Here is a 25,974-nt window from a genome sequence, read left to right as displayed (position 1 = left end):
GGACGTGCCATCGTCGGCTTGCGATGGCACGTCCTCAACCTGTCGCTTTAAGTCCCTTACTCTCAGGTTAGCGATAATTTCCCGAGCTGATTGCAACCTGGACGACAAAAAATCCCTAAAACTGCCAGAAATTTACATGAGGCGATCGAGGCAGGGGAGCAAGGGAGTTTCTTCAGGGAAGAGGGAAGAGGGAAGACAGGGAGAGGGGGAGAGGGGGAGCAAGGGAGAGGGGGAGCAGGGGAGCAACTGTTACCTGTTGACTGTCTTCACTGGTGACTGGTGACTGGTGACTGAAACACTGCTCACTGCTCACTGCTTCGCGGCTCACTGTAAAAGGCTGGCGACTGGCGACTGGCGACTGGCGACTGTAAAAGCTCCCGTTCCTGCGTCACCGTATCGTCCGTTGGGGGCGTCCCAATACGAAACCTTGTCCGAAGTCGATGCCTAACTGACGGCAATCGTCGAGATCTACAGCGGTTTCTAAGTGTTTGGCGATCGTGGCGATACCCAACTCGTCGGCGGTGTCGATGCTACGAGCGAGGCGATCGAAAACCTCACGATCGCGGCGTCCTTGTCGAATGCGCTCTCCTTCAAATTTTATGGCGTTAGGATAGATATCTCGCAAGGGACAATCGAGGGACAAATCCCCGCGAAAATCGTCGATTGAAATCCCAAATCCCCACTCTCGTAACTGCGAGATAGCGTTGCGAACTCGCTCGGGTTGGTGTAACAACTCCGCTTCAGAAACCTCGAAAAAGAGGTTCGTCGTCGGTAAGTTCAATTCCTGGGTGAGCGTATACGTATCGGCGAGAAACTGCGGTTGACGTACCAACGTTACCGGAGAAACATTAATAAAAAAGGTTTGGTGTGGGGGAAACTTCGCGATCGTCGGGAGACACAGCGTTCGAACTAAATCGTCGAATTGTGGAGTCAATCCCGTCACCGTTGCCGCGTCGAGGAGTTGACGACCGTTCAAACAGGTTCCCGTTATCGATGTAGCTCGGGCGAAACATTCGTGTCCGACGATCTCGCCGACTTCTAAATCGAAAATCGGTTGATAGTTAAAGAATAGCGATTTTTGCTCGAGAAGAGATGGAAACCAATCGTAAGGATTGTCAGCCCGAAACATACTTAGCGGTTGAGCGTTGAGAAATTCAAACAGTAGATTGCTTGCTTGAAACGAGCGATCGGTCACGATATATTGCGAAGATTCTCGATTGGGGAGAGGAATTCGTTCGAGCTTCTCGGCGATCGTCGCAGTGGTCGCGCGATCGAGTTCCCGGTAAAGAAACTGTGGGGCGATGGGAACCGGACGGAAATTATGCTGAACTAGCAAGCTTCGCGTCAACACACTATCAGGGAGAACAATGAGTTTGTACGCAATGGAGGAGGTCATAGGAATTCCTTTGGCCGAGAGCTGGATGTCGATCTCGGTGGGCGATCGAGTGGGAACTTGAAACTGAAACATCATGCAAACTCGAATTGAGAATTGAGTGGAGACGTAAACTGAGACGAAATCGGATTCAATGCGACATCGTTCGATTCGGAAAGGTACTCGAAGAGTATTTTGAGAACGGTAGTTTTGCAGACGGGTTTGGTGAGGAAGTCCGAGGCCCCGACCCAACGAGCGCGCAGGCGATCGACCACTCCGTCTTTGCTCGTTAAAATCACGATGGGCATCGACTCGAGTGCCGACACGCGACGCAGTTGGGTGCAGACTTCGTACCCGTTGGCGACGGGCATCACCAGATCGAGAAAGAGCAAGTCCGGTGGTTGTTCGATGATGGCCGGAACGGCTTCGACGGCGTCTTGAAAGCCCTGAAAGCGATATCCGGCTTGAGAGACGATGCTCTCGAGACTGTTGCGAACGGTGAGGCTATCGTCCAAACAGGCGATCTTCGGCACTCGGACGGGCGATTTTTCCCGGAGGGGAACGTCTTTAAGGGTTTTCCAGCTTAGAATGTTCTGTTCGAGGAAGTGGTGCAGCAGGCGAGTGACGACGGACATTGACGAATCGAGGCGAACCAGTAGATCCCAAACCGTATGGCGTCCGTCGAACGCTTCGAGGAGGTTGAGAAAGGCCGAACCAGAAGCATGACCGTCACGAGCGAGACGCGGAGCGCGATTGGCATCTGGCGGGCGCAGTCCCAAGCTGTACCACTGTTGAGATAACGCCCGCACGTCTCGCAACAGTTGTTTGAGTTCTAACGCCGACAGCGACAGGGGAACGAAGAGGGTGGGGCGATCGAGGGTTCGATCTTGCCAGCGATACGTCGTATCGGTGACGCCCTGGAGCGAAAACAAAACTTCTCGGGCGTTCGCGTACAGAATACTTTTGGCTTGCGATATGGTGATGCGATCGCCGACGATCGCCTCTTGCAAGCATTGGTATTCCCACACCTCCTCGCGATCGGACGGTGCGAATAACGCCTCGGGAGCGTCGGGACAATACCGTTCGAGGGCGCGATACCAGCGTCGGACGCGATGAACGGGATCGATCGCATAAGCAAGACGACCGCTCTCGAAATATAAATCCCAACAACGACGGCCGCGAGAAACCGACAATTTCCCCGTTTTTTGCGCTTGATAAATTCTCGCGATCGCTTCGACTAAGCGTTGCTTTTTAAACGGTCGAACTGGAGACATCACCATACCTCGAACTCGCTCCAAACTCCGGTACGCCCCTCAAATTTGGGGGATCTCAACGTGAAACACCGATCTCGTTTGAAGAAAATCAATTTTTTTGAAGAAACATCTTGACTTTTTGAAAACTATGTTAGAGTTTGGAAAAAGCTTTAATATTTCTCCCGTATATCTATCAGTCTATTCCCAAAAAAATAGTTTGAAAATTGTCGAGATCGCGGATTTTTTTATCAGTAATTCCTAGGTTGCCGACCTACGTGAAACTACGCAAACCCAAAATCGTCTCGACCTTCGCCCCGCCTCGAACCGTCCTCCTCCGATAAGCGACCTATTATGTTCGATCGCGCGATTCGCCAAGCCATCGATCGCCATCCCCAAACCTTGACCCCGGAAACTCCGGTGTCCGACGCGATCGCCCGACTCTCCCAAAACTGTAAAACCACGGTCTTTATCTGCGATCGCCGTCGTCTCGTCGGAGCCTTCGGCGAAACCCAACTGCTGCATTTAGTCGAAAACCCCAACTTCGATCGAACCCAACCCGTCGGCGAGGTCATGGTGCGGACGTTTCCCCGCATCCGAGAATCCCAACCCCCCGAATGGGACACCCTCAGTCGCTGGTTCGAGAACACGCCCTTACAAGCCCTACCCGTTCTCGACAACCGCGATCGCCTCGTCGGAAGCCTCCCCCAACGCGCCCTACTGCGAGAAGCCGCCGACTTCCGATACCACGTCGCCCAACTGCAAAAGCGGATCGAGCGAGAAACTGCCGAACAAGCACTCCTCCAAGAAAAACTCGCCACCAGTTACTCCCAACTGCGAACGATTCTGTCGGCGATGCAGGACATCGTCCTCGAAATCGACCTCGACGGCGATCGCCTCGAAGTGGGACTTCCCAGCCCCGATCCCGTCGATCCCGACGTCAGCCTGTGGATCGATCGCACCATTTCCTGCTTCTTTGAAGACGGCTACGCCGACGACTTCCTCCAACAAATCCGGCAAGCCCTTCAAACCCGACAAACCGTCCGCTTCGAGTACAGCCTTCCCGACGGCGAGTCTCCCCTGTGGTTTGAAGCCCGCATCTCCCCCATCGCCCAAACCTCCGTCGTCTGGGTCGCCCGCAACGCCAACCCCAACCCCCGCAACGATCGCGCCGTTCTCTGGGTCGCCCGAGACATCACCGCCCGCAAACAAGCCGAAGACGCCATCAAAACCCTAGCCAGCGAACTCGAGCGTCGCGTCGAAGCCCGTACCGCCCAACTCCGCAGTACTAACGAAATCCTCCGGGCTGAAATTCGCAAACGCCAACAAACCCAACAAGACCTCCAACACACCAACGATCGCATGAGAGCCGTCCTCGACGCCATTCCTGGCTTCGTGTCTTGGATCGGCTCCGACGGACGCTACCAAGGCGTCAACCGCCACCTCGCCACCGCCTACGGTCTCGACCCCGAAGACTTTGTCGGCCGAGACGTGGGATTCCAAGGCAGCAACGCCCAATTTTCCGAATTCGTGCGGCAGTTCCTCGACAGCGACGGCCGAACCGCCGGCCGCGTCATCGACACCCCCATCGGCGAGACCCTGCGTCAGTACCTCGTCGTCGCCCAAAAATACGATCGCGGCCGCGCCGCCGTCACCGTCGGCATCGACATCACCGAGCGCAAACAGTTTGAAATCGCCCTACAAAAACAACAGCGTCTCGTCCAGCAAATTGCCGACGCCACCCCAGACGTTCTCTACGTCTACGACCTCCTCGCCGAGCGCAACGTCTACGTCAACCGACAAGTCACCCAACTGCTCGGCTACACCCCCGAACGCATTCAAGCCATGTCTTCACAATTCCTCACCCTCGTCGTTCATCCCGACGACATCTACAGTCTGAGCGAACAGCGAGAACGCGTTGCCGAACTGGCCGAAGACGACGTCTCAGAGCGCGAGTTTCGCGTGCGGGGAGCCGACGGCGACTGGCGTTGGATTCACAGTCGCGAAACCATCCTCACGCGCACCGCCGATGGGACTCCCGAGCAAATTGTCGGCATCGCCCAAGACGTGACCGTTCGCAAACAGGCCGAAGAAGCCTTACGCCAGCTCAACCAAGAACTCGAAGCCAAAGTGGCCGAGCGGACGGTCGCCCTGCAACGGAGCGAAGCCAAATTTCGATCGCTGTTCGAGCAGATGGCTGTCGGCGTCGCCCAAGTAGACTTACAGGGACACTGGCAGTTCGTCAACCAAAAGCTCTGCGACATTCTCGGCTACAGTGCCGAAGAACTCGGACGAACGGGGTGTTTGGAGATGACGCACCCAGAAGACCTCGAGATAACGCGACAGTGTCTCCACAACCTGCTGAGCGGTCGCGTCAATACCTGCGCCCTCGAAAAACGTTACCAAAAGTCCGACGGGTCTCTCGTGTGGACGAACGTGACGATCTCCGTCGTACAAGATACCTCCGAGACAGAATACGGCTCGCTACCCAGCGTCGATCCTTACTTCGTTGCTGTCGTCCAAGATATCAGCGATCGCAAACAAGCCGAAGCGACCCTCAAACAACAAACCGAAATCTTGCAAACCGTTTTCGATCGCATTCCCGTCGCCATTTGCTTCCTCAACCCCGACGCCACCCCGAAACTCGTCAACCGCTGCTTTGAAGAAACCCTCGGCTGGTCTCTGCACGAAGCCCAAAACATCAACCTGTTTGCCGCCTGCTATCCCGACCCAGAATACCGACAGCAAGTTCTCGAATACGTACGCGCCGCCGTTTCGGGATGGCAAGACCTCACCGTTTGCCGTCGCGACGGCCACCCACTCGAAATGTCCTGGGCGAACGTCCGCCTGTCTGACGGAACCACCATCGGCTTCGGTCAAGACATCACCGAACGCAAACGTGCCGAAACCGAAGTTATCAAAGCCATCGAAAAAGAACGAGAACTCATCGACCTCAAATCTCGCTTCGTCTCCATGACTTCTCACGAATTCCGAACGCCTTTAGCGGTGATTCAGTCCTCGGCGCAACTGCTGCACCGGTACGAGTGGAGTCGCGAAGAACAACTCGAGCAACTCGATCAAATTCAGTCGGCCGTCCGTCACATGACCGAACTGCTCGACGACGTTCTCACCTTTGCCAAGAGCGAAGCTGGAACCCTCAACTTCAACCCCTCAGAAGTCGAACTCACAGAATTCTGTCAGCGTCTGACGACGCAGCTGAGTAACAGCATCGGTCGCGATCGCGCCTTCGCCAAAGAACTTCCCCATCAATCCCTATGGATTCGCGCCGACGAAAAGCTCCTGCGACAAATTTTGTCTAACTTACTCTCCAACGCCCTCAAATACTCACCGCCAGAAGCTCCCGTGCGCTTTGCCCTGTGGGAGTGTGACGGTCAGATCGTCTTCGAGATCGAAGATCGCGGTATCGGAATTCCGCCAGAAGACTTACCCCGTCTGTTCGAGTCGTTCCACCGCGCCAAAAACGTCGGGACGATTCCCGGTACGGGGTTGGGATTGGCGATCGTCAAGCGATGTGTCGATTTGCACGGCGGGACGATCGAAGTCGATAGCGAATCGGGACGGGGAACTCAGGTGACGGTCGTGCTTCCCACCACGACGGACGAAGAGACCCTTGCGAATCGATCGCGAACCACAAGCGGCGAGCCGTGAAGACCGTTGGCAGGTCACAGGTTTTTCCTCGTCTCCTCGTTTCCCGGTCGTCTCCTCACTGCCCGATTTCAGCGATCGCCCTGACTTTAAGTTTCTTAAACTTACAGGAACTCGACGTCAAAGACTGAAAAGTTTCACAATGCTACAATACAACTGCTTTAGCGCGATGGCAGTGTTAAAGTGATGTGGCTAAAATAGCTACGATCGACGTTTTGAAACGAGCGATGAAAAAAGTTCTAGTTATCGAAGACGAACAAATTTTACGAAAAAATATCCTCAAAATCCTTAAAGCAGAGGGTTTTGAGTCGCTCGGTGCCGCAGATGGCTACGAAGGAATCGATTTGGCTCGCTCTGAGAATCCCGACTTAATCGTTTGCGATATCATGATGCCCGAACTCGACGGCTACGGTGTTTTAAAAACCCTCCAAGCCGACCGCGAAACGGCAATGATTCCATTTATTTTTCTCACCGCGAAAACCGATCGCGCCGATATGCGACAAGGGATCGAACTCGGAGCAGACGATTACCTCGTCAAACCCTTCGATGCCGACGAACTGCTGCGGGCGATCGAAACGCGGTTTAAAAAGCAAGACTTGCTCCTCGATCGCATGGCGTCTCTGTCCGACGAACTGACGCGACTGCAACAGTTTCTCAACGCGAAAGACGGATTGATGGAAAACCTCGATCGCGAACTGCGTCGTCCCATGTCCAATATCAAAGTGGCGTTGACGATGTTGCAGAACAAAAATACCCCCGAAGCCCGCGATCGCTACCTACAAATTCTCGAAGAGGAATTTTCCCGCGAAATTTCCCTACTCAACCAAGTTTCGGAAATGCAAAAACTCCTCACGCCCGAAAACGTGAATTTACTCTGTCAGTTCAACCTGTTACAAGGGCGGTCTTAACCCTTAACGATGTTTTGGGAAACGTTCTCGAACAGCCGCTGTCGCCAGGCAGCATCGACTTTGCGATCGGTTTTCAGTTCTAACAGGCGAACTCCCGTCTTGGGGAGTTGTTTTAGGCTGCGCTTCAAGTGTTGCCACGACGCGATCGCCTCGTATTCGACCCCGTACGCGCGACACAGCGACGGGACGTCCACAGACTGCGGCGTGGCGAAAAACGCCTCGAACGGTGGCTCGAACTGAGAAATCGGCAACATCTCGAAAATACCGCCACCGTGATTGTTCGCTAACACCACTGTCAAACTGCCCCGAAACTGCTGCCGCAACAAAAAACCGTTAGCATCGTGGAACAGCGCCAGATCTCCGGTTAACAATACAGTAGGAGCCTCCCACGCGACCCCGAACGCGGTCGAGAGCGTCCCGTCGATGCCGTTCGCCCCGCGATTGCACCACACCCGCACGCGACGGTCGCTCGGTTGCCAAAACCACTCCAAATCTCGCACGGGCATACTGTTAGCCACGAACAGCCCCGTCGCCGGAGGCAAGATCTCAGAGAGCGTCCAAACTAACTTCGGTTCCACGAGATCGTCGGTATCGCCGAAAGTGTCATCGATCTGCTGGCGTACCTGACGATCGGCCTCGCACCACTGTCGGCAAAACTCCGACGCTCCCGGCGGTACCACGGGATCGGGAATCGGCAACCGTTCGATCGCCACCCGTAAAACCTTCGTGTTTCCGTGGAGCGGATCGGGATTGCGATCGCTCGGGTCTAACACCCACACCTGCGGCCGAACCGCCGCCAACCACTCCCGCAATACCTTACTCGTGGGTAAATCTCCCACTTGTACCACCACCTCGGGAACCAACCGTTTCGCCATCGATTCGTCTCGTAGCATCAGGTCGTAGGTCGAAACGAGATGGGGATTGAGAGAGGCATAGTTTCGCAGCGGCGAGAGTCCCTCGGCCAACACCGGAAATCCCAACGTTTTCGCCAAATGCGCCACCGCTTGACAGTAGGCTTTATCCTCGACGGGTTGGGCGACACCCGCCACGATCAGCCCGCGATCGCACTTGAACCAAGCCGAAAACGCGCGATCGAGATCCGCGGCCGACGTCAGAGAAAACGTCGCCTCCGAAGGAATCGACCCTTCAAAAAAGCTGTCGGGAAACTGCCGGGCGAACGCCTGGGCGTCCGGTTCGCGAATCGGAGGTAACGGCTCGCGAAACGGACAGTTGAGGTGAACCGCACCCGCCACGGGAAACCGCGTGCGTTCGAGAGCGTAAGCGATCGTCTGGCGCAGATAGTACAACTGCGATAAATCGAGTTCCGGCAGTGCCAACTCCGTCTGCCAAGTGGGATAGTTGCCGTACAGTTTGAGTTGGTCGATCGCTTGTCCGGCATGACAGTGGCGCAGTTCCGGCGGGCGATCGGCTGTCAACACCAACAACGGTACGCGGCTTTCTCGCGCCTCGATGACGGCCGGGTAGAAATTCGCTCCCGCCGTTCCCGAGGTACACACCAACGCCGTCGCCCGTCCCGTGCGCTTGGCCAGTCCGAGGGCGAAAAACGCCGCCGAACGCTCGTCGAGAACTGGAACGGCTTCGATGTCGGGATGGGTGGCAAACGCCATCGTGAGGGGCGTCGAACGAGATCCAGGGCAGACTACCGCCGTCGTCAGTCCCAGTTTGGCAAGGGTTTCGACGGCGACGGACGCCCAAATCGTGTTGCGGTTGCGAAAATCAACGGTCATGGATATGGATAGCGACAATCAAGAAACGAACGATCGCAACGTTCCAAGCCCCTCCGCAGCGTCGCACGCGGCGATCGCTCGAAGGTTCCGAACGCTCGGTCGGGGTTCTCCTGGCGACCGACTCTCGCGATCGGGTGGGGAGGCCCGGCGTTGCCTAACGACCTCGACCTCGAGTGTGGCGAACGTTAAAGGTGCGGTTAATAATGAAATGGGACGACCGACATCGGCACGAGCGCCAACGCCAACCACTGACACAAACAGGGCTGCCAGTTGGGGATTGGCGGCGCGTCTTCCAACAGGGCTTCGATCCGTTCCTCTAAGCGACTGCGAGGGGCATCGCAACTCAAGGCAGCCCGCACGTCCGAGCGATCGCCGAAAGGGATAGAGGGCATCGACTGAAACGGCACTTTAGCAACGGTCAACAGCGATTCTGCCAGTAACAACCCGTCTACCTGTTGTGCCGCCCAGCGATCGGCTCGAATTTCTCGCAGGAGCAGCAACTCATCCCAAATCGCTTCTGTTTTTGGCAACCACAGGGTCGATCGCTTCAACCAACCCAGCCAAAAAAACCAGAACGTATCGCGATAGTACAGATGGGCTCGTTCGTGGGCGAGAACCGCCTTCAAACGCGGCTCGTCTAAGCGATCGAGCAATCCTCGAGCGACGGCCAGCTCTGGTCGCCAAAAGCCTACCACCGCACTGAAGGGAATATCTTCCTCGAATACGCGACAGGGGTAGTCGAGAATTTGCCGTTGCGGATAGCGTCGTAGCGATCGTTGCGATCGCCACGCACTGACGCCACACCCAACCAGCCGCGCCCCTGCCACCGCCAGAAAACTCGCCGAGATTCCGTAACTCAGTTCGGCGGTTCCCGACCACGCCATGTTACCCCCCATTCCCATACAGACTACCGCTAACGCCGTGGTCACCAGTAACAGGGGAGGAAACACCAATTGAGCCAGCGCCGCATACCAGCGATCTCGGTATCCCGAGCGTTCGAGGCGGTCGTAACAGCAGCGAAAGGCCAAGCTCCCGAAAAGGGCAGCCAGAACCATCAGCAGGTGCATCAGGCGTCCGCCTCCCGCCCCTGACGCATTGCTCGAACGCGTTCGGTGATGGCTTCGAGGCGATCGAGACTGTCTCCGTCGAGGCTGTCGGCAAAGGCCGCTACCACGTCGGGATTGCTAATGTCGAGAAAGCGTTGCAGGCGATCGTGGGATTGCAGCATTTGGGCTTCGTCCCGCGATAGCACTGGCGTCCATCGGAACGCGCGATCGCGTTTGTCGCATTCGAGCCAGCCTTTCTTCGTCAACCGACGCAGTACCGTCGTCACCGAAGCGTAAGCCAGTTCGCGATCGGGGTCGGACAAGAGGCGATCGCGCACCTCTTTAACTGTCGCCGAACCTAGGGCGTACAGCGTTTCTAACACCTCGGCTTCGAGGGGGCCGAGAGACAGTTGTTTCGGACGTCGATCGGGCAGTGGAACCATGTTCGGTGAAGCGTGCAGAATATCCAGTATAGAGCGAACTCTCGGGGCGTACCGTTGTCATCGCCTCGAGCGCAATTCTCAGTTCGCCGATCTCATTATCTCACTCTCTAGTCATCTCTTCATCTTACGAGATCTTACGAGCGGCGGCGCGAGGTGCTGGTCAAGCGAGGGAGCGGTCGAGCAGAACGACTCGGGGGAAGATAGTATTCAGCCGCCGTTTCGGGTTGTTGGTCTCGTCGGCGCTGAATTTGCCACCAGCGCAGGGCGACGGCGACGCCGATGGTTCCCATCCCGAAGGCTAACAGCGACCCGCTTCCGCCCAAACCACCGAGAGCTGCGTCTACAGCCCCCACCGTTAGGACGAAGCTAGAAATGGGTTCTTTGCGATAAATCGATTTGACAATTCGATGCCAAGCAGCATTCATGAGGTTGTTCCTACTTAACGGACCGAAGCCGAGCGATCGCGGTTTCGTGCGTTTCTCCGACCGTTCGCTGCCACAGAACGAGGAGAAAACGACCCGAAAAACGCTCGACCGAGATGCCGTTTCGGTTACAGTGGGGCGAACGTCGAGGGAAGGCGATCGGGGCAGGCGCGAAACCTTCCCCCCGATCTCGATCTTAGATCAAGCCCAACCAAGCAAGTAAACCTTGACCGGACAGATATTCGATCGCCAGTGCAGCCACGAATCCCACCATGGCCGCGCGACCGTTGAGACGTTCGGCGTACTCGTTGAATCCGAATTTCGGTTCGCTGAGGTTGGGCGTGACAGAAGGTTCTGGAGGTTGGCTCATACCGGTTAAACGATGACGACAAGCGATTAGAACGCGATCGACTTCCATCTTAACGGACGGGTGCGATCGCGGCGGTGGCGTGCGCGACGTTTCGAGGCAGGGGCTTGGGTCTCAAGTACGGTCGTCACCGCGATCGAACTCTTTGACCACCATCACTTCAGTCGCTTTAATCAACACGGTCACCTCGTCGCCAAGTTTGAGTTGCAGTCGTTCGGCCGAGCGACGCGTAATCACCGCATCGACCAAATTGTCTCCAACTCGTACCGTGACATGAGCCAAAATATCTCCGTACTCAATTTCTGTCACCCGCCCCCGCAATTGGTTCCGTCCGCTAATTTGTGCTGTCATCTTTCTGTCATCTCGATTTAGGATTTTCTTTAAAATTAAGGCAACAATCTAGTTTAGTGAATACAAATTGATGGAAATTGGCGTTCCCAAGGAAATCAAAGACCGAGAATTTCGAGTGGGGTTGAGTCCGCAAAGCGTTCGCGTCTTACACGAACGCGGACACGACGTCTTTGTCGAAACGGGGGCAGGACTCGGCTCGGGATTTACGGACGAAGACTATCTCAAAGCCGGAGCAGAAATTGTCTCGTCTGCTGTTGCTGCCTGGGATCGCGAGATGGTGGTGAAAGTCAAAGAGCCGCTTCGGGACGAATACCGATTTTTAGCCAGCGATCGCATCCTGTTTACCTACCTACACCTGGCGGCCGATCGCTCGCTGACAGAAGCCCTCGTTAAATCGGGAACGTTGGCGATCGCCTATGAAACGGTACGGTTATCCGACGGCAAACTTCCCCTTCTCACCCCCATGAGCGTCATTGCCGGACGGCTTTCCGTTCAGTTTGGAACCCGCTTCCTCGAACGACAACAAGGCGGACGCGGCGTCCTCCTCGGCGGTGTTCCCGGCGTTCCTTCCGGTAACGTCGTCGTCCTTGGCGGCGGTATCGTCGGCACAGAAGCCGCTCGTATGGCCGTCGGCTTGGGGGCGCGCGTGCAAATCTTCGATATCGATATCGATCGCCTCTCTTACCTCGAAACGCTCTTTGGTTCCCGCGTCGAATTGCTCTATAGCAACTCGGCTCAAATTGAAACGGCCATCAGCCGAGCCGACCTCGTTATCGGTGCCGTTCTCGTCTTGGGACGCAAACCGCCCGTTCTCGTATCCCGAGAACTCGTTTCAAAAATGCACCCCGGTTCGGTTATCGTCGATGTCGCCATCGATCAAGGCGGTTGTATCGAAACCATTCGTCCCACGTCCCACACCCAACCCACCTACGAAATCGATGGCGTCTTACACTACGCCGTCCCCAATATGCCGGGAGCAGTTCCTTGGACGGCGACCCAAGCCTTGAACAACAGCACGTTGCCCTACGTCCTCAAACTCGCCGAGTTCGGTGCAGATGCCGTCGCGACCGATTCGGCCTTGGCTGAAGGCGTCAACGTCAAACACCACCAAATCGTCCATCCCGCCGTCCGAGAGGTCTTCGCCAACACCGAATCATGAGAGGAGAGCTTCTTCAGTGGAGAGGGAAGAGGGGAGAGGGAAGAGTGAGGACAGGTAACAGTTTCTCCTCATCTCCTCACTGGTGACTGGCGACTGGTGACTGGCGACTGTAAAAGCTTCGCCTATCGCCGCAGTCGTAAATAGCTTAAAACAGGGACTTGGTAGTACTCCAAAATTAACCACGTTACACAGGCTAAATGGCTTACGAAGGTCAGGACAGCCCAAAAAATGGGAAAAATGCCAAACGGACTCCCCGGCAGGGGTGGAAAGATGTAAGCCGCTAGACTGACGATCGCTGTGGGAAACAGAACGAACGCGATCGCCGCCAGCCAAGCTTCCCAGCTCAAACGAACGTCGTCGCGATGGGAGACCGTCCAGCGCTGACCGTTCCAACGCCACGTTAACGGCGGCGAGCGATCGACCACCCGAACGGACTGTTTGGAAGCATTGACGGCAAAGACATGGTGGCATACGTCGCATCCGAACGCTTCCATCAGTGTGAGTTCCGAAAGCGTCCCGCGCCGACACAGGGGACAGGGGTATGTCTGTCGAACGTTTAGGGGAGTTGGAGAACCTGACATCGTTAGCCGAGAGTCGGTAAGTGAACCAGAAAGCAGCGATCGCCGTACTGTTCTTTCCCAGAGGCGAGAAATCCTATGCTTAAACGGTAATGCAAAAAATTCAAACTGAGTGGGTTTCCATCACCTCAGTTCTGAATTTAAAGGTTTTGGCAAGGCGATCGCTCACCCCAAACAACGTTCTGGCAGGTTCTTCTCTGCCGTTAAATTCAGTTCGCTCCCTCTCACATCATTACAAATGATAAAAAAAGGGACGAACGGTCGATCGCCCCCCGAAACATTAAAAACCGTTAGTTGTTACCCTAATTCTGAGACGGAACCGTGGGAGATTGTTGCTGCTTTAACTTCTTCAACTCGATTTCGAGGGTGTCGAGTTGGGCTTGCAGATGCAAGTATTTCACCTGATGGTCGGCTTGGTAAACTGACAGAGGACGTAACATCACCGACGAGTTTCCAGCCTTCTGAGTTCGAGATAAAGTTGTCATATTATAACTGCCTAGTAATTCTTACCTACTCACACCAACGAGATATTGTACTGCGATCGCTCCCAAAGATTGCATCGAATGTTGCAGTTTCTCAAATTTCCCAACTGGCGATCGCTCCTCCGACAAATCTCGAACCGTTGTGTTTCGAGACTTCCACGGATTTGATACACTGAAGATAAACGCCATATCTCGAAAATTACTGTGACGCTGAGCTTTCCCACCACCAACGAGCGCCAAGACGACCCTGTCCCCCAAAAACGAGGCTGGCGGGGACTGATCGATGCATATCGCCCCTACTTACCCGTCACCGACTCGACCCCCATCGTGACGCTGTACGAAGGCAACACGCCGCTGATTCCCGTCCCCTCCATCGCCGCAGAAATCGGAAAAAAGGTTGAAGTCTTCGTTAAATACGACGGGTTGAACCCCACTGGCAGCTTCAAAGACCGGGGAATGACCATGGCAATTACGAAGGCGAAGGAAGAAGGCGCCAAAGCCGTGATCTGTGCTAGTACGGGGAACACCTCCGCCGCCGCTGCCGCGTACGCCAAACGGGGCGGTCTGCGAGCGTTCGTCGTCATTCCCGACGGTTACGTCGCCTTGGGCAAGCTCGCACAAGCGTTAGTCTACGGTGCAGAAGTTTTAGCCATTCGCGGCAATTTCGACAAAGCTCTCGATATCGTGCGGGAAATGGGCGAACACTATCCGGTAACGGTGGTCAACTCCATCAACCCCTATCGCCTCGAAGGACAGAAAACGGCAGCGTTTGAAGTGGTCGAAGATCTCGGAAACGCCCCGGATTGGCTGTGTATTCCCGTGGGGAACGCCGGAAACATCACTGCTTACTGGATGGGATTCTGTCAGTACCACCAACTCGGAAAGTGCGATCGCCTGCCGAAAATGATGGGATTCCAAGCGGCCGGATCTGCCCCCATTATCGCCGGACACCCCATCGAACACCCGGAAACGGTGGCGACGGCAATTCGCATCGGCAACCCGGCTAACTGGCAAAAAGCCCTCGCAGTCGGCGAAGCCAGTCAAGGAGAGTTCAACCCGGTCACAGACGAGGAAATCCTCCACGCTTATCGGCTGTTAGGGCGCGAAGGGGTATTTTGCGAACCGGCGTCGGCGGCGTCGGTGGCGGGATTGTTGAAAGTGAAAGATCGCGTTCCCACGGGGGCGACGATCGTGTGCGTCTTGACGGGGAACGGTTTGAAAGACCCCGATTCGGCGATCGAACACAGCGAAACTCAATTGCGCCAGGGTATCGAACCGGATTTGGAAGCCGTGGCGCAGGTCATGGGGTTTTAAGAATTGAGAATCGATCGCGGCGATCGCACGCCCTCTATCGATCACTCTAGGGAAATTTGAGCGCCCCAAACGTCTTGGGGAACGAACGTGCGATCGCGGGGAATGGGGGCGACAGCTTCGGTGAGGGTAAATGTCCCCGCTTCGATCCAAGCTTTTAGTTCCTCGGCGACGCGGCGCGATCGGTACAAACTCGCTAACGGCGCAACTCGTACCGATTTTCCGTCTACAGTAATTTTCCCCGCTTTCAACTGAGCGTAACTTACCAGCCCGAAAGTGGGACGAACGCGTCGTGGAATGGAAAAATCCACCACCGGGGCGACTAATTCCTCGTCGCGCACCGCACAGCGTTCGACAACTGCCTCGTCGAGAACCGGAAGCGGAACGCCAACCCCCAACATCAGCGAAGGACCGTAATTGTGGAAGTAACAGCCTCGCACCCAGTCAGCAGACATCTGTTTGGCATCGCCGATCAACGCTAACGTCGCCGCCGGACCGATAGGAGTCTGGTTGGGAAGTCGCTTTTGCAGTGGGAAATGTTGGGTTCCCTCCCAAGCGACGTAACCGATTCCCCCACCCATAAACACGCGGGTTCCGATACCCACGAGTTGGAGTTCGGGATCGTTAAACAGCGGAGAGAGGGCGCCGGGGTTCGAGTAGACGGCGTTTCCCAAACGAGGTTGCAGCGGTCCGAGGTAGGTGAACAGGGGGCGATCGCCCCCGTTAATCCCGACGATAAAGTTTTGATAGAGATTGCGGGGATCGAACAGGTAAAACTGGTTGATGCTGTCGCGGGTAATCGTCGTTTCAAAGGAGGCGCGGGGGTAGCAGTCGGTTACTTGCCCGATCGCTCGCAGTTGTACGTTTTTTCCGGCAATCAGATCTTCGATGACGTGGCCGCCGCCTCGCATTTCTTTTAAGGGAGTTTCCCGCGTTGCCTCCTCGGTTTCGGGAACTTCCGCAATTTGCGCCGCCCCCAAGTACAAATCCACAGCCCCAAAGCCGGAATAGGCCGGAACGCCATCGAGCCAACAACGACGGATCTTGATCGGCGGATCGGTATGACCTAAATTGAGAATCGCGCCGCTCGATTCCATTGGCTCGAAAGTGCCGGTGGTGACGACGTCCACCTGTTTGGCGGTTTGGACTATGCCGATTTCGGCCACTTTGGCTTTGAGTTCTTCCGCCGTACAGACAACAGCCTTGCGCTTGAGGATTTTTTCGTTGATTTCGGCGATCGAGCGCTGCGACATAAAAAATTGACAATTGAGAATTGACAATTGAGAATTGACAATTTACAGTTCTCAATTTTTGACACTCCCCAGCCTAAAGGCGTGGGGATTCTTCTCTCAACGACTCGACTTGCCCTGACAGGTTTGCACCAGCCAAAGTAGCGGTCAAATCTCCAGAAGCGTTCACCTCGACTGCGCTCGGTGAGCGAAGCCGAACCGAAGTTCCCGTATGCCCTACGGTACTCAAGGCAGCGTTCAGAATGTTGACGGCTGCGTTGTGGTCTCTATCTAACTCGCACCCACACTGACAAACGTGAGTTCGAGTCGAGAGACTTTTCTTGACCACTGTGCCGCAACTCGAGCATTTTTGAGAGGTATAGGCAGGATTCACAGCAACGGTTATCCTGCCGAACTTCTCTCCAAAATGCTCCAACCATTTCCTGAGCTGATACCAACCTGCATCGTGAATCGACTTAGCGAGACAGTGGTTTCTCACCAGATTCTTAATCCTCAAGTCTTCGTAGGCCACCAAATCGTTAGATTGGATGACGCAACGCGCCAATCTCTTGGCGTGTTCTTCACGTTGCCGACTTATTTTGAGGTGTACTCGTCCGAGTCGATTGACGGCTTTTTTTCGGTTGGCAGAGCCTTTCTGTTTTTTACTCACCCTTCGGTGAGCGCGTTTTAGCTTTTTCTCGGCGTTTCGGTAAAACCTCGGATTCGGTTCAGTCTGTCCGTTTGAATCGGTGTAGAACTCCTTGAGTCCGACATCTAAACCCACGGTATTTCCTGACGGTTCGAGTGTTTCTCGAACCTCGACCTTGACGCAAAACTGTGCGTAGTAACCGTCGGCTCTGCGAACCAGCCGAACCCGCTTGATTTGTTCTGTGCCGTAAAACGCCAAATCCCAGGTTCCAACCAGTTTTAGTCGTCCTATATTTTTCTTGTCGGTGAAGACAATGTGTTTGGGGTCGAGTAACTTCCAACCTGAAGTTTTATACTCAACGGAACGACTGTTTTTCTTAAACTTGGGATATCCTTCTCTTGGTGCGCGTTCCCTTCGACTAAGCTCAGGGCAAGCCCTAGCGGAGGGGCTGTGTGCGGAACCTGCGTCCGCACCTTGTAAGCCCCGTCCGTGCGACGGCGCGGGGTCGCACCGCTTTTTGCCGGGAACAGACTTGCGACAGTTCTCGAAGAATCGAGCGATTGCCGACCAAGCGCGTTCGGCTGAAGCTTGACGAGCCGTGCTGTTGAGTTCTCGAGCAAAGTCATACTCTCGAGCGAGTACCCGACAGTACTTGTTAAGGTCGTATTTGTTGACCCCAGGGGTATCCATCCAATAGCGCAGTGCCTTGTTGCGAACGAACTGTGCGGTTCGGATCGCTTCGTCAATGGCGGCGTATTGGTGGGGTTTCCCTTTGATTTTGAACTCGAGAACAAGCATCGCACCGTTGGGCTCGATTGTACGGACAATCTTGGCACAAAAAAACAGGATTGTCAAAAGCCGTCCTAGAAGGCTTGCCCTGCTCGCACTGAGCTTGTCGAAGTGAGCCAAGTCGAAGGGACGGGGTTTTAGACCCAAAATTTTCGATAACAGCTTGATTCGATCTGTAAATAATTTATAGTATTTTTTATTTTCGATCCCTTAGAAACTCTGATTTCTTTATTTATTTTTAAAAATTTTGACTTTTATGAATACAGCAGTCCAAAATGAGTCGTCAAAAAATTAAAATACCCCAAAAAATCCGATTCCCAATTCCCAATTCCCAATTCCCAATTTTGTTACACAACTGATTTAGGGTTGCTAGATTTTTATGAATGTTTTAAGAACTTACGATTTTGAGTCTATTTCCGCACTCCTAGAAGAAGGGCGATCGCTCTCTGACTCTTCCTCTATCGATCGCTCGTCTTCTTCGGGGAGTTTGACAGACTGACGACGTCGAATTGGGAGCGATTCACCTCCTTGCTGCCACTGATTGAGAATATCTTTAATCAATAATTCTTGCAACACCACTTGCCCGACGACAGTAATGGGCAACGCCATTAACAACCCTAAAAAACCGAAAAACGTAGCAAAAACGACTTGAGAAACCAAAGTAACAGCAGGTAGTAACGAAACTTGACGAGCCATCACATAGGGAGTTAAAAAGTTACTTTCAATTTGTTGAATAACAACATATAAAATTAAAACTGCGATGGGTTTCCAGGGATTTTCCAGCACCGCCGTCGCCATCGGCGGAATAACGCTCAACGCCGGTCCAATATTGGGAATAAACGCGAGCAATCCCGCTAAAACACCATGAGCTAAAGCGAGGGGAATTTGTAGGATGAGCCACAATCCCAGCCAACTCATAATCGCGACAACGACCATGTTGAATAAAACGCCCACCAACCAACCGCTTAAAGCTTCCTCGCTGCGATCGAGGACTTCGTCGATACGATGGCGGTAAAAGGCGGGAAACAGTAAAATAAACGCATTGCGATAGGATTGCGGACTCGCCAAAAACATAATCGTCAAAACAATCACCAGCAGCAGGTTTAACACCACGCCCAGTGTTCCCGAAAAAACATTAAAACTGGTTTCGAGAAAGTTGTTAAAAATGGGTTGAATTTGGTTGAGAACGTCGTTGAGATTGAGGGTTGACGGATCGAAAAACTGACCGGGAAGCCGTGTCACGACGCGAGCGAGCCAAACGTCTAGCTGAGCTAACGTCTTGGGGTACAGTTGGGTAAACTGCTCGAACTGATCGATAAAAGGCGGGACGATCGCGAAAAAGAAAATCGTCAGCAGCGAAACTGTACTGCTAATGGCAACGATAACAGCAATCGGACGACGCAAGCCGAACCGTTGTAACCAACGAGCGAATAAATTCAAAGACGTGGCAATGACGATCGCCGCGATCGCCATCAGCAAAACTTGGCGAATTTCCCACACGATCGCCAACGATAAAACCAGTGCGACTAGCGCGAGTGGATTACCAATTTTCACCGTCCCGTTCCTCCGCGGTCCGACGCGCTTTTCGATACGCGATCGGTCGATAAAAGCTGTTTCGATCGAGCGTTAATCTTCGTAACCTTTACCTACGACGCTCCCAATCGCGATCGCCGTACCATCACGATCGCCATGACGGTAGCGGGCGTTAAAATAGCAGTTAAGGCGATCGCATCGCTGGCAGGAATTGCCAATAGCGGCCCGAGGTATTTAATCAGCAGCGAGATCGCAAGCGATGCAACGACAACTTTGATGACAATTTCAGCTTTACCGTTCATCAGTGAGGCAGGCTAACAGGTTCACGTCTTTCACTCTATCTTATTTTTGCATCCCTTCAAATCTGCCGCGATCGACGTACCCCGTGCGACACGAGCGATCTGAGCCTCGCTACATTGGGGCGAATTTCGCCCCGTCAATTGCCAGATCGAAAGATCGACCGAAAAATATATCGAACGAACCCTAACGATAGCGCTACCTATGATGCTGCAAGACAAACTCGATCGACTCTACCGCTTGTTTCGAGACATGGAACGGGCGATCGTCGCCTATTCCGGCGGTATCGATAGCACCCTCGTCGCCAAAATCGCCTACGACGCCCTCGGCGATCGCGCCTTAGCCATAACCGCCGTTTCCCCCTCCTTACTTCCCGAAGACTTAGAAGACGCCCGCGTACAAGCCGCCGCCATCGGGATACCCCACGAAGAGGTGGCAACCCAGGAAATGCAAGATCCCAACTACACCTCGAACCCCGTCAACCGTTGCTATTTCTGTAAAAGCGAACTGCACGACACCCTCAAACCCCTGGCGAAAGAGCGAGGCTATCCCTACGTCGTCGATGGCGTCAACGCCGACGATTTGCAGGATTACCGTCCCGGTATTCAAGCCGCAAAAGAACGAGGGGCGCGATCGCCCCTAGCCGAAGTCGGAATTTCTAAAGCACAAGTACGGGAACTCTCGAAATACCTGGGTTTACCCTGGTGGGACAAACCCTCTCAACCCTGTCTCTCCTCTCGCTTTCCCTATGGCGAAGAAATCACCGTAGCCAAGCTACAACGAGTCGGTCGGGCAGAAATCTACTTGCGTCACCTGGGATGGCAAAACCTGCGGGTGCGTTCCGACGGCGACACCGCTCGCATCGAACTACCGCCCGATCGCATCAAAGCCTTTGTCGCCGAAGTGGATTTACCGGAAGTCGTCGCCGAATTACAAAAACTGGGCTTTCTCTTCGTCACCTTAGATTTAGAAGGCTATCAAAGCGGCAAACTCAACCGAGTCTTAGAAAAGTCTGCCCTCGGCGTTTGAGTGAAACCGACGATCGCCGCCAACGCCCGAGTAGGGACGTTACTGACAACATCCCTACTCGACTCGAGACTATTCTGACGAAGCAGACGAACGACGGCGACGGCGTCGCGTGTGGTTCGTGCGCGTTTTCGTCGATTTAGGCGTGTCTTGGGTCTCGGCGAGATCGGCGGGTTGTTCGTTCACCTCATTGGCGGTCTCGTCTTCACCCGAGCGATCGTCGCGATCGTCGACCTCCTCAGATGGTGGCGTCTCGGCGTGAGACGTACCGTTATGAGAGTTCCCCCCGTTCGACTCTCCCGTCTGCGTCTCGGACACTTGGCCGGGAGCGATCACCTCCACTATCACGGACTTGGGATTTTTAACAGGGCGATCGAGCTTGATCAGAGGTGAAATCCCCATCAGAGCATAGACTTCCTGTTCTTCCGACGTCATCTCTACCGTGACGACTTCGACCGGCTCTTCAGGTTTGCTCTCGCGAGAAATCGATCGCGATCGCCCACCTTTATCTTCCGTATCGACCTCTGTTGTCTCTCGATTTCGGCTCTCATCGAGGATGGGAGCTTCCGGGCGCGAACTGCGCGACTCTTCCTTCGTCGGAGCTGCTTTAGGCGTCGTCTCCGGTTCGGATTTCGTCTCCGGTGAAGGAAACCGACGGCGACGGCGGCGGCGCGTTCCCCCGTCTCCGAGTTCCTGATAGCTCGGATGGTGGATTAAATCGAGTTCTTGAGTGTCGCTGGCGGCCGGATCTAACTCGCTATCGCCTACGGCTTCTCGAACGGTTTCGAGAGATTTCTCGGCCGCTTTCGTCGGACGAGACTTCGATCGCTCTCGCGGGAGCGCCACAGCGGGAGTCGGCGTCGGCGTTGGCGTCGGCGTTAGCGTCGGTGCGACCGTTTCGATTTGGTGGGGGGCTTCCTCGCCGGGAAGTTGGACGATATGTCCCAACCCGCCACACGCACTACAAGGACGACTGAACAGCTCGTAGATATTTTGGCCTTGACGTTTGCGAGTCAGTTCGATCAACCCGAGTTCGGACAGTTGAGCGATTTGAGGTCGGGCTTTATCGGCGCTGAGGGCGTTGGTAAATTGTTCTAACACCTGTAACTGGTCGCGCCGCGAATCCATATCGATAAAATCGACGATAATCACCCCGGCGACATTTCTCAAGCGCAGTTGTCGGGCGATTTCTGTGGCCGCTTCGCAGTTCGTCCACAGCACCGTTTCCCGAGACGTGGCCGATCGCGTAAAGGAACCGGAGTTGACGTCGATGACCGTCAGAGCTTCCGTCGGTTCGATAATAATGTAGCCCCCCGACGGTAAATCGACGCGGGGTTTGAGCGCTTCTCGAATGGCGGCGTTCACCCGGAAATACTCGAGAATGGGTTGCGACTCGCGATGGTGATCGAGAAAGACCCCCTGCGGTAACTTACCCCCGTTCCAATTGGTCAGTTGTTGTTTGACCCGTTTCAAGCCGGTATGGGAATCGACGACGATGCGGTTGACGTCCGTGCTGTACATATCCCGCAAGACGCGCTGAATGAAATCGTCGTCTCGGTTGAGGAGGGTGGGTTCTTTGTTGGTGTTGTATTCTTCCTGAACCGTTTCCCACTGTTTTTGGAGCGTTTCCAGGTCTTCCATGATGGCGTCTTCGCCGACGCTTTCCGCCTCAGTTCTCACTAACAGTCCCATACCGGAGGGTTTGACGAGAATTGCGAGGGCGCGAAGTCGGTTGCGCTCGGATTCGCGGACGATACGCCGCGACAGGTGGACGCCTTTACCAAAAGGCATTAAGACCAGATACCGACCCGGAAGGGTTATGTTTCCCGTCAGGCGAGGGCCTTTGTTCCCCGTCGGCTCTTTCATCACCTGCACCAGCACTTTCTGTTGCGGGACGAGCAGCTCGGTGATCGCACCAGCCGACCGTTTCAGGCGCAGTGGCCCGAGGTCGGTGACGTGCATGAAACCGTTTCGTTCGGGGTCTCCAATGTTAACGAACGCCGCATCGATACCGGGAATGACGTTTTCGACCACCCCGAGGTAAATATCGCTAACCTGATGGGTTCCGGTGGCGACGACGAGTTCTTGAATCTGATCTTCGGAAAAAACAGCAGCAATCCGATGCTGCTCGGCGATGATAATTTGCTTGGGCATTCAATTTCCTCAAAACTTTTTTAGGGTTCCCGAGGCCGTGCGGTTGAGGTGCAGTCCTCCTTCGCTGTCGCTGTGTCGTCGCGTCGGAATATCGGTTTCGACCGCCGCAATCGCGTTATCGTTTGCGCGAACGTCACAATACTTCCTCTTTGCGAAAGAACTCCGCACTCAGCGGGTCGTTGCGACCTCCAACGTTCCCTGTCACCCGTAAATGCGCCGAGAGACGGGATTGGGGAGCGAACGGGTTTGGGAATAAGACGATTTGGAATGTCCTACACGCGGGATGGGGGATGGTTTGCCGATGTGGGTGAGGGGGCTGCCGTATCCTCTCACGCCGACCCCCGATGGCTCGATCTCGATTTGCGTTCGGTATTTCTTAACGATCGCCCGATCTCACCGAAGCGTGGGGTCTCAATCGCTTCGGAACTCCCCCATCTCCCCTGGGCAGGATAGGGAAACCGCGCGAATTCGATCGCGCACCCCAACCGTCTAGGTTGGCTCCCATACGAGTTAACCTAAACTATCTCGTACGATGAAAGTACTTTATCCCTTACTTTACCACGTTTGACGGTCGATCGCGTTTTACAGGGAATGCGTCACTCGTTTCGTGAGATCGCTCGGGTGCGTGACTTGACAAATCGGGGGCAATACTCCATCCTTTTGCGATAAGCTCGGTTTCGAGAAGTCTTCGCCACACCAGAGTTTGAGGACACAGAGAGGGACTTGTCGGGTCGGACAAAACCAGTATTTGAGAGTCGTACTGCACTCTAACGATCTGCTCGGTTACAATCCTTTCGTGGCAAGGATTCAAACACCAAACGCCAGCCGCGACGCAGTGAGGACAGTGAACGAGTCGCCGCTTCTGCTCCTCACCTCCTTAGATCAAAACTTTTTCCTGTAAGCTGGTTTCGAGGTCGATTTCGGCCAGTTGAATATAAGCCCGATCGATCGCTCGTTTCCCCCGCAGAAATCCGAGACTCGCCCCCGGACAAATCCAAGAGAGGGTTTCGGGAGAGAAGCGATCGCGCAGTTTGGCGACGCTGCGAAGTTGTCGGGGCCAGTGGAAGGTTTTGGCCGTGCGTAACGGTCTCGGTTGTCCGTCTGGGTTCGGGAGAAGGTGACGCCCGCTAAACAAAACCCCCCCATGTCGAGATAAGTAAACGCACGCAGAACCGGGGGTATGTCCCGGCGTCCAAATTCCCGAGATATCGGAGGCGATTTCGAGTTCTTCAGAAAACGTCGTCACTTCGGCTTCGGGAAGTAAATAGGCTTCTCGTTCGTGAACGACGATCGCACATCCGGTATCGGTTTGGATTTGCTGGGCTTTTCCGATGCTGTCGCGATGGGTGACGAACAGCGATCGCACGCCGCCGCGATCGCGCACGAACGCCTGGGTTTCTTCGTTCCAAGGCGGGGCGTCGATGAGGATGTTCCCATCGTTTTCTACAATGAAATAAGCGGTTCCACCGAGAGTATCCCGGTTCGGTGGAAAGGCGAACAGGTTCTCGAATACAGCCCGGGGTTGTTTGGGCATAAGATGACTTTCTGGTTACTCCTATTACTCGGTCTCATTACATACACTATTTTGCAGCGCAGTGTCTCGCGTATCACCCGAACCCCCGTCTGGTTGTTGTGGTTGGTGATGATGACACCGGCGTTAGTGTTGTCGGCGTGGACGGCGATCGCCGGAGACGACGGTTCGGTTCCGGCTCTGGTGGCGATCGTCATTTTCGTGGTCTGTTTCAGTCTGTATTTATGGTTGCTGTATTTGGGGCGTCCGAAATCGAGTCCGCCTCCGGCGACTCCCAGCAATTCCCCTAACGCTCCCACGGCGACGGCGGTGTCCAATGGCTCGGAACGTCAATCCCTCGTCTCGAAACTGCGTCCCATCGCTCCAGCCGAAGAAAGTCGACTGCGAAACTGCTTCAATTGGTCGGTGTTCGCCTTACAAAATCTCGAATATTTGCCCCAGGCGGTCGTTTGTCGCGGACAACTGCGAACGAGTCCCGATCGCGCCTATCAAACGATTCGCCACAACGTCGAACAGCAGTTCGGCGATCGCTTTCTCGTGGTATTCCAAGAAGGTCCCAACCGCAAACCCCTCTTCGTTCTCGCCCCCAACCCGAACGCGAAAACCGCCTCGAGCGAGACGACGCACCGTCCCGGTTTAGCTGGGGCTTTGCTGGTCGTGACGCTGTTTACAACGACGGTCGCGGGAGCGGAATTTATGGGAATTGCGACGGAGACTTGGCAGTCCGAGCCGAATCTACTGCTGCACGGACTTCCCTATTCTCTGTCTCTGTTGGCAATTTTAGCCTTTCACGAAGGGGGGCATTTTTGGGCGGCTCGCTGGCATCGCCTCAAAACGACGTTGCCTTATTTCATTCCCATTCCCTTCTTTTTGGGAACTTTCGGGGCGTTCGTGCAAATTCGATCGCCGATGCCCCATCGCAAAGCCCTGTTCGACGTGAGCGTCACCGGGCCGTTGGTGGGGTTTTTGGTGACGCTGCCGCTGTTGTGGTGGGGGTTGGGTCATTCGGAAGTGGTTCCAGCTTCGGCACAGTCGGGACTGTTGAATTTCGACGAACTGCAACCGAGCTTTTCGCTGCTGTTGTCCTTGGTCTGTAAAGCGGTACTCGGCGGCGCCCTCGACCCGCAAAAAGCGATCGACCTCCACCCCGTCGCTATTGCGGGCTATTTGGGTTCGATCTTGACGGCGTTTAATTTGATGCCCATCGGACAACTCGACGGCGGACATATGGTTCATGCGATGTTCGGACGCCGCACGGCGTCGGCCATCGGACAGGTGACGCGCCTGTTGATGTTGATGTTGGCGCTGATTCACCCGGAACTGTTTTTGTGGACGCTGCTGTTGTTCTTGATGCCGCTGCGGGACGAACCGGCTCTCAACGACGTGACGGAGTTGAATAACGGCCGGGATTTTCTGGGGTTGGTCTGTTTGTTCTTGTTGGCCGTGGTGATTCTCCCCGCCCCTCGGATGTTGTTGGGTTAGTTCACCTTGCGATCGGCTGGGTTTCAAGAAGTCTTCACCACCTGAGAGGGTGACAAGGTAGACGGAAGCCAGACGGGACAATTGTTTGAGAGAATAGAGGAGTCCCAAAAAAGAGGGTGGCGTTTGCGGCCACCCCAACAAAAAAATGCTACCGACATTCTACCAAGATTTTCTGCGTATC

Annotated in this window: 24 protein-coding genes; 7 read left to right on the top strand and 17 right to left on the bottom strand. The window is 54.7% G+C overall.

Translation table 11 applies throughout. The annotated features are described in order from the left end of the window. Window positions 1-388: 388 nt before the first annotated feature. Window positions 389-1,471, bottom strand: coding sequence for an EAL domain-containing protein (locus POG22_RS07040; RefSeq protein ID WP_063718453.1), 1,083 nt, complete (start codon window positions 1,469-1,471; stop codon window positions 389-391). After that, window positions 1,468-2,646: a response regulator gene (locus POG22_RS07035; protein WP_498904413.1), complete on the bottom strand. Its 1,179-nt coding sequence runs from the start codon at window positions 2,644-2,646 to the stop codon at window positions 1,468-1,470. The genes POG22_RS07040 and POG22_RS07035 overlap by 4 nt, the downstream gene beginning before the upstream one ends. 330 nt (window positions 2,647-2,976) lie before the next feature. Here POG22_RS07035 and POG22_RS07030 point away from each other — a divergent pair, with 330 nt between their 5' ends. Further along, the gene (locus tag POG22_RS07030; RefSeq protein WP_498904411.1) at window positions 2,977-6,291 is read left to right on the top strand and encodes a PAS domain S-box protein; all 3,315 of its coding nucleotides are present in this window, start codon (window positions 2,977-2,979) and stop codon (window positions 6,289-6,291) included. Between the two features lie 224 nt (window positions 6,292-6,515). After that, a complete protein-coding gene (locus POG22_RS07025; protein WP_017659216.1) occupies window positions 6,516-7,196 on the top strand; it encodes an ATP-binding response regulator in 681 nt (226 codons plus the stop codon). Here POG22_RS07025 and menD read toward each other — a convergent pair. The 6 genes from menD to POG22_RS06995 form a co-directional block, all read right to left on the bottom strand. Beyond that, window positions 7,193-8,944 (bottom strand): 2-succinyl-5-enolpyruvyl-6-hydroxy-3-cyclohexene-1-carboxylic-acid synthase, encoded by a 1,752-nt coding sequence (gene menD, locus POG22_RS07020; protein WP_498904408.1) that lies wholly within the window; start codon window positions 8,942-8,944, stop codon window positions 7,193-7,195. The two genes, POG22_RS07025 and menD, sit on opposite strands and share 4 nt — an antisense overlap. 197 nt (window positions 8,945-9,141) lie before the next feature. Continuing rightward, a complete protein-coding gene (locus POG22_RS07015; protein WP_017659218.1) occupies window positions 9,142-10,011 on the bottom strand; it encodes a M56 family metallopeptidase in 870 nt (289 codons plus the stop codon). Next, complete coding sequence (locus tag POG22_RS07010) at window positions 10,011-10,433, bottom strand: BlaI/MecI/CopY family transcriptional regulator (RefSeq protein WP_063718457.1); 423 nt, start codon at window positions 10,431-10,433, stop codon at window positions 10,011-10,013. The genes POG22_RS07015 and POG22_RS07010 overlap by 1 nt, the downstream gene beginning before the upstream one ends. A 134-nt stretch (window positions 10,434-10,567) precedes the next feature. Continuing rightward, on the bottom strand, window positions 10,568-10,858 hold the full coding sequence (locus POG22_RS07005; protein WP_498904405.1) for a hypothetical protein: 291 nt from the start codon (window positions 10,856-10,858) through the stop codon (window positions 10,568-10,570). A 193-nt stretch (window positions 10,859-11,051) separates the two neighbouring features. Beyond that, window positions 11,052-11,225 (bottom strand): CAB/ELIP/HLIP family chlorophyll-binding protein, encoded by a 174-nt coding sequence (locus POG22_RS07000; RefSeq protein ID WP_150128182.1) that lies wholly within the window; start codon window positions 11,223-11,225, stop codon window positions 11,052-11,054. Between the two features lie 111 nt (window positions 11,226-11,336). Beyond that, window positions 11,337-11,573, bottom strand: coding sequence for a TOBE domain-containing protein (locus POG22_RS06995; protein ID WP_017659222.1), 237 nt, complete (start codon window positions 11,571-11,573; stop codon window positions 11,337-11,339). A 70-nt stretch (window positions 11,574-11,643) separates the two neighbouring features. Here POG22_RS06995 and ald point away from each other — a divergent pair, with 70 nt between their 5' ends. Then, complete coding sequence (ald, locus tag POG22_RS06990) at window positions 11,644-12,732, top strand: alanine dehydrogenase (protein ID WP_498904402.1); 1,089 nt, start codon at window positions 11,644-11,646, stop codon at window positions 12,730-12,732. A gap of 122 nt (window positions 12,733-12,854) precedes the next feature. On the opposite strand, the gene POG22_RS06985 is transcribed toward ald, so the two are convergent. Further along, window positions 12,855-13,313 carry a hypothetical protein gene (locus POG22_RS06985; protein ID WP_063714864.1) on the bottom strand — a complete coding sequence of 153 codons (459 nt, stop codon included), beginning with the start codon at window positions 13,311-13,313 and terminating at the stop codon, window positions 12,855-12,857. Between the two features lie 299 nt (window positions 13,314-13,612). Further along, window positions 13,613-13,795 (bottom strand): hypothetical protein, encoded by a 183-nt coding sequence (locus tag POG22_RS06980; RefSeq protein WP_144053661.1) that lies wholly within the window; start codon window positions 13,793-13,795, stop codon window positions 13,613-13,615. Window positions 13,796-13,990: 195 nt separating this feature from the next. Between POG22_RS06980 and thrC the strand changes: the two genes are divergently transcribed. Continuing rightward, entirely contained in the window at window positions 13,991-15,106 is a 1,116-nt protein-coding gene (gene thrC, locus POG22_RS06975; RefSeq protein ID WP_026097419.1) for a threonine synthase, read from the top strand. Between the two features lie 41 nt (window positions 15,107-15,147). On the opposite strand, the gene POG22_RS06970 is transcribed toward thrC, so the two are convergent. The 4 genes from POG22_RS06970 to POG22_RS06955 form a co-directional block, all read right to left on the bottom strand. Next, entirely contained in the window at window positions 15,148-16,356 is a 1,209-nt protein-coding gene (locus POG22_RS06970) for a homocysteine biosynthesis protein (protein ID WP_017659228.1), read from the bottom strand. A gap of 73 nt (window positions 16,357-16,429) precedes the next feature. After that, window positions 16,430-17,779, bottom strand: a complete 1,350-nt coding sequence (locus POG22_RS06965) for an RNA-guided endonuclease InsQ/TnpB family protein (RefSeq protein ID WP_498904399.1) — start codon at window positions 17,777-17,779, stop codon at window positions 16,430-16,432. A 387-nt stretch (window positions 17,780-18,166) separates the two neighbouring features. Continuing rightward, the gene (locus tag POG22_RS06960; protein ID WP_498904397.1) at window positions 18,167-19,324 is read right to left on the bottom strand and encodes an AI-2E family transporter; all 1,158 of its coding nucleotides are present in this window, start codon (window positions 19,322-19,324) and stop codon (window positions 18,167-18,169) included. Window positions 19,325-19,416: 92 nt separating this feature from the next. Beyond that, a complete protein-coding gene (locus POG22_RS06955) occupies window positions 19,417-19,605 on the bottom strand; it encodes a hypothetical protein (protein ID WP_071591964.1) in 189 nt (62 codons plus the stop codon). Between the two features lie 202 nt (window positions 19,606-19,807). Here POG22_RS06955 and larE point away from each other — a divergent pair, with 202 nt between their 5' ends. Next, complete coding sequence (gene larE, locus POG22_RS06950; RefSeq protein ID WP_498904416.1) at window positions 19,808-20,629, top strand: ATP-dependent sacrificial sulfur transferase LarE; 822 nt, start codon at window positions 19,808-19,810, stop codon at window positions 20,627-20,629. 69 nt (window positions 20,630-20,698) lie between these two features. On the opposite strand, the gene rne is transcribed toward larE, so the two are convergent. Continuing rightward, window positions 20,699-22,780, bottom strand: a complete 2,082-nt coding sequence (gene rne / locus POG22_RS06945) for a ribonuclease E (RefSeq protein WP_498904396.1) — start codon at window positions 22,778-22,780, stop codon at window positions 20,699-20,701. A 9-nt stretch (window positions 22,781-22,789) separates the two neighbouring features. Then, window positions 22,790-22,948: a hypothetical protein gene (locus POG22_RS06940; RefSeq protein ID WP_017659234.1), complete on the bottom strand. Its 159-nt coding sequence runs from the start codon at window positions 22,946-22,948 to the stop codon at window positions 22,790-22,792. 99 nt (window positions 22,949-23,047) lie between these two features. Between POG22_RS06940 and POG22_RS06935 the strand changes: the two genes are divergently transcribed. Then, window positions 23,048-23,233 carry a hypothetical protein gene (locus POG22_RS06935; RefSeq protein ID WP_017659235.1) on the top strand — a complete coding sequence of 62 codons (186 nt, stop codon included), beginning with the start codon at window positions 23,048-23,050 and terminating at the stop codon, window positions 23,231-23,233. A gap of 424 nt (window positions 23,234-23,657) precedes the next feature. On the opposite strand, the gene POG22_RS06930 is transcribed toward POG22_RS06935, so the two are convergent. Beyond that, window positions 23,658-24,314 (bottom strand): MBL fold metallo-hydrolase, encoded by a 657-nt coding sequence (locus tag POG22_RS06930; RefSeq protein WP_498904395.1) that lies wholly within the window; start codon window positions 24,312-24,314, stop codon window positions 23,658-23,660. Window positions 24,315-24,317: 3 nt separating this feature from the next. Between POG22_RS06930 and POG22_RS06925 the strand changes: the two genes are divergently transcribed. After that, entirely contained in the window at window positions 24,318-25,793 is a 1,476-nt protein-coding gene (locus tag POG22_RS06925) for a site-2 protease family protein (protein WP_498904393.1), read from the top strand. Window positions 25,794-25,974: the final 181 nt, after the last annotated feature.

Origin of the sequence: Geitlerinema sp. CS-897 (assembly GCF_028368005.1) — a bacterium.
Lineage (GTDB): Bacteria > Cyanobacteriota > Cyanobacteriia > Cyanobacteriales > Geitlerinemataceae > Baaleninema > Baaleninema simplex.
This window is presented reverse-complemented; position numbering and strand designations above follow the sequence as displayed.

Coding starts and splice junctions, on each gene's coding strand:
- POG22_RS06985 (WP_063714864.1), bottom strand. CDS start 13,313: ATGTCAGGTTCTCCAACTCCCCTAAACGTTCGACAGACATACCCCTGT.
- POG22_RS07015 (WP_017659218.1), bottom strand. CDS start 10,011: ATGCACCTGCTGATGGTTCTGGCTGCCCTTTTCGGGAGCTTGGCCTTT.
- POG22_RS06925 (WP_498904393.1), top strand. CDS start 24,318: ATGACTTTCTGGTTACTCCTATTACTCGGTCTCATTACATACACTATT.
- POG22_RS07010 (WP_063718457.1), bottom strand. CDS start 10,433: ATGGTTCCACTGCCCGATCGACGTCCGAAACAACTGTCTCTCGGCCCC.
- rne (WP_498904396.1), bottom strand. CDS start 22,780: ATGCCCAAGCAAATTATCATCGCCGAGCAGCATCGGATTGCTGCTGTT.
- POG22_RS07025 (WP_017659216.1), top strand. CDS start 6,516: ATGAAAAAAGTTCTAGTTATCGAAGACGAACAAATTTTACGAAAAAAT.
- POG22_RS07040 (WP_063718453.1), bottom strand. CDS start 1,471: ATGATGTTTCAGTTTCAAGTTCCCACTCGATCGCCCACCGAGATCGAC.
- menD (WP_498904408.1), bottom strand. CDS start 8,944: ATGACCGTTGATTTTCGCAACCGCAACACGATTTGGGCGTCCGTCGCC.
- POG22_RS07035 (WP_498904413.1), bottom strand. CDS start 2,646: ATGTCTCCAGTTCGACCGTTTAAAAAGCAACGCTTAGTCGAAGCGATC.
- POG22_RS06955 (WP_071591964.1), bottom strand. CDS start 19,605: ATGAACGGTAAAGCTGAAATTGTCATCAAAGTTGTCGTTGCATCGCTT.
- POG22_RS06980 (WP_144053661.1), bottom strand. CDS start 13,795: ATGACAACTTTATCTCGAACTCAGAAGGCTGGAAACTCGTCGGTGATG.
- POG22_RS06935 (WP_017659235.1), top strand. CDS start 23,048: ATGTCCTACACGCGGGATGGGGGATGGTTTGCCGATGTGGGTGAGGGG.
- POG22_RS06930 (WP_498904395.1), bottom strand. CDS start 24,314: ATGCCCAAACAACCCCGGGCTGTATTCGAGAACCTGTTCGCCTTTCCA.
- POG22_RS06965 (WP_498904399.1), bottom strand. CDS start 17,779: ATGCTTGTTCTCGAGTTCAAAATCAAAGGGAAACCCCACCAATACGCC.
- POG22_RS07000 (WP_150128182.1), bottom strand. CDS start 11,225: ATGAGCCAACCTCCAGAACCTTCTGTCACGCCCAACCTCAGCGAACCG.
- POG22_RS07005 (WP_498904405.1), bottom strand. CDS start 10,858: ATGAATGCTGCTTGGCATCGAATTGTCAAATCGATTTATCGCAAAGAA.
- ald (WP_498904402.1), top strand. CDS start 11,644: ATGGAAATTGGCGTTCCCAAGGAAATCAAAGACCGAGAATTTCGAGTG.
- POG22_RS06970 (WP_017659228.1), bottom strand. CDS start 16,356: ATGTCGCAGCGCTCGATCGCCGAAATCAACGAAAAAATCCTCAAGCGC.
- POG22_RS06995 (WP_017659222.1), bottom strand. CDS start 11,573: ATGACAGCACAAATTAGCGGACGGAACCAATTGCGGGGGCGGGTGACA.
- POG22_RS07030 (WP_498904411.1), top strand. CDS start 2,977: ATGTTCGATCGCGCGATTCGCCAAGCCATCGATCGCCATCCCCAAACC.
- larE (WP_498904416.1), top strand. CDS start 19,808: ATGCTGCAAGACAAACTCGATCGACTCTACCGCTTGTTTCGAGACATG.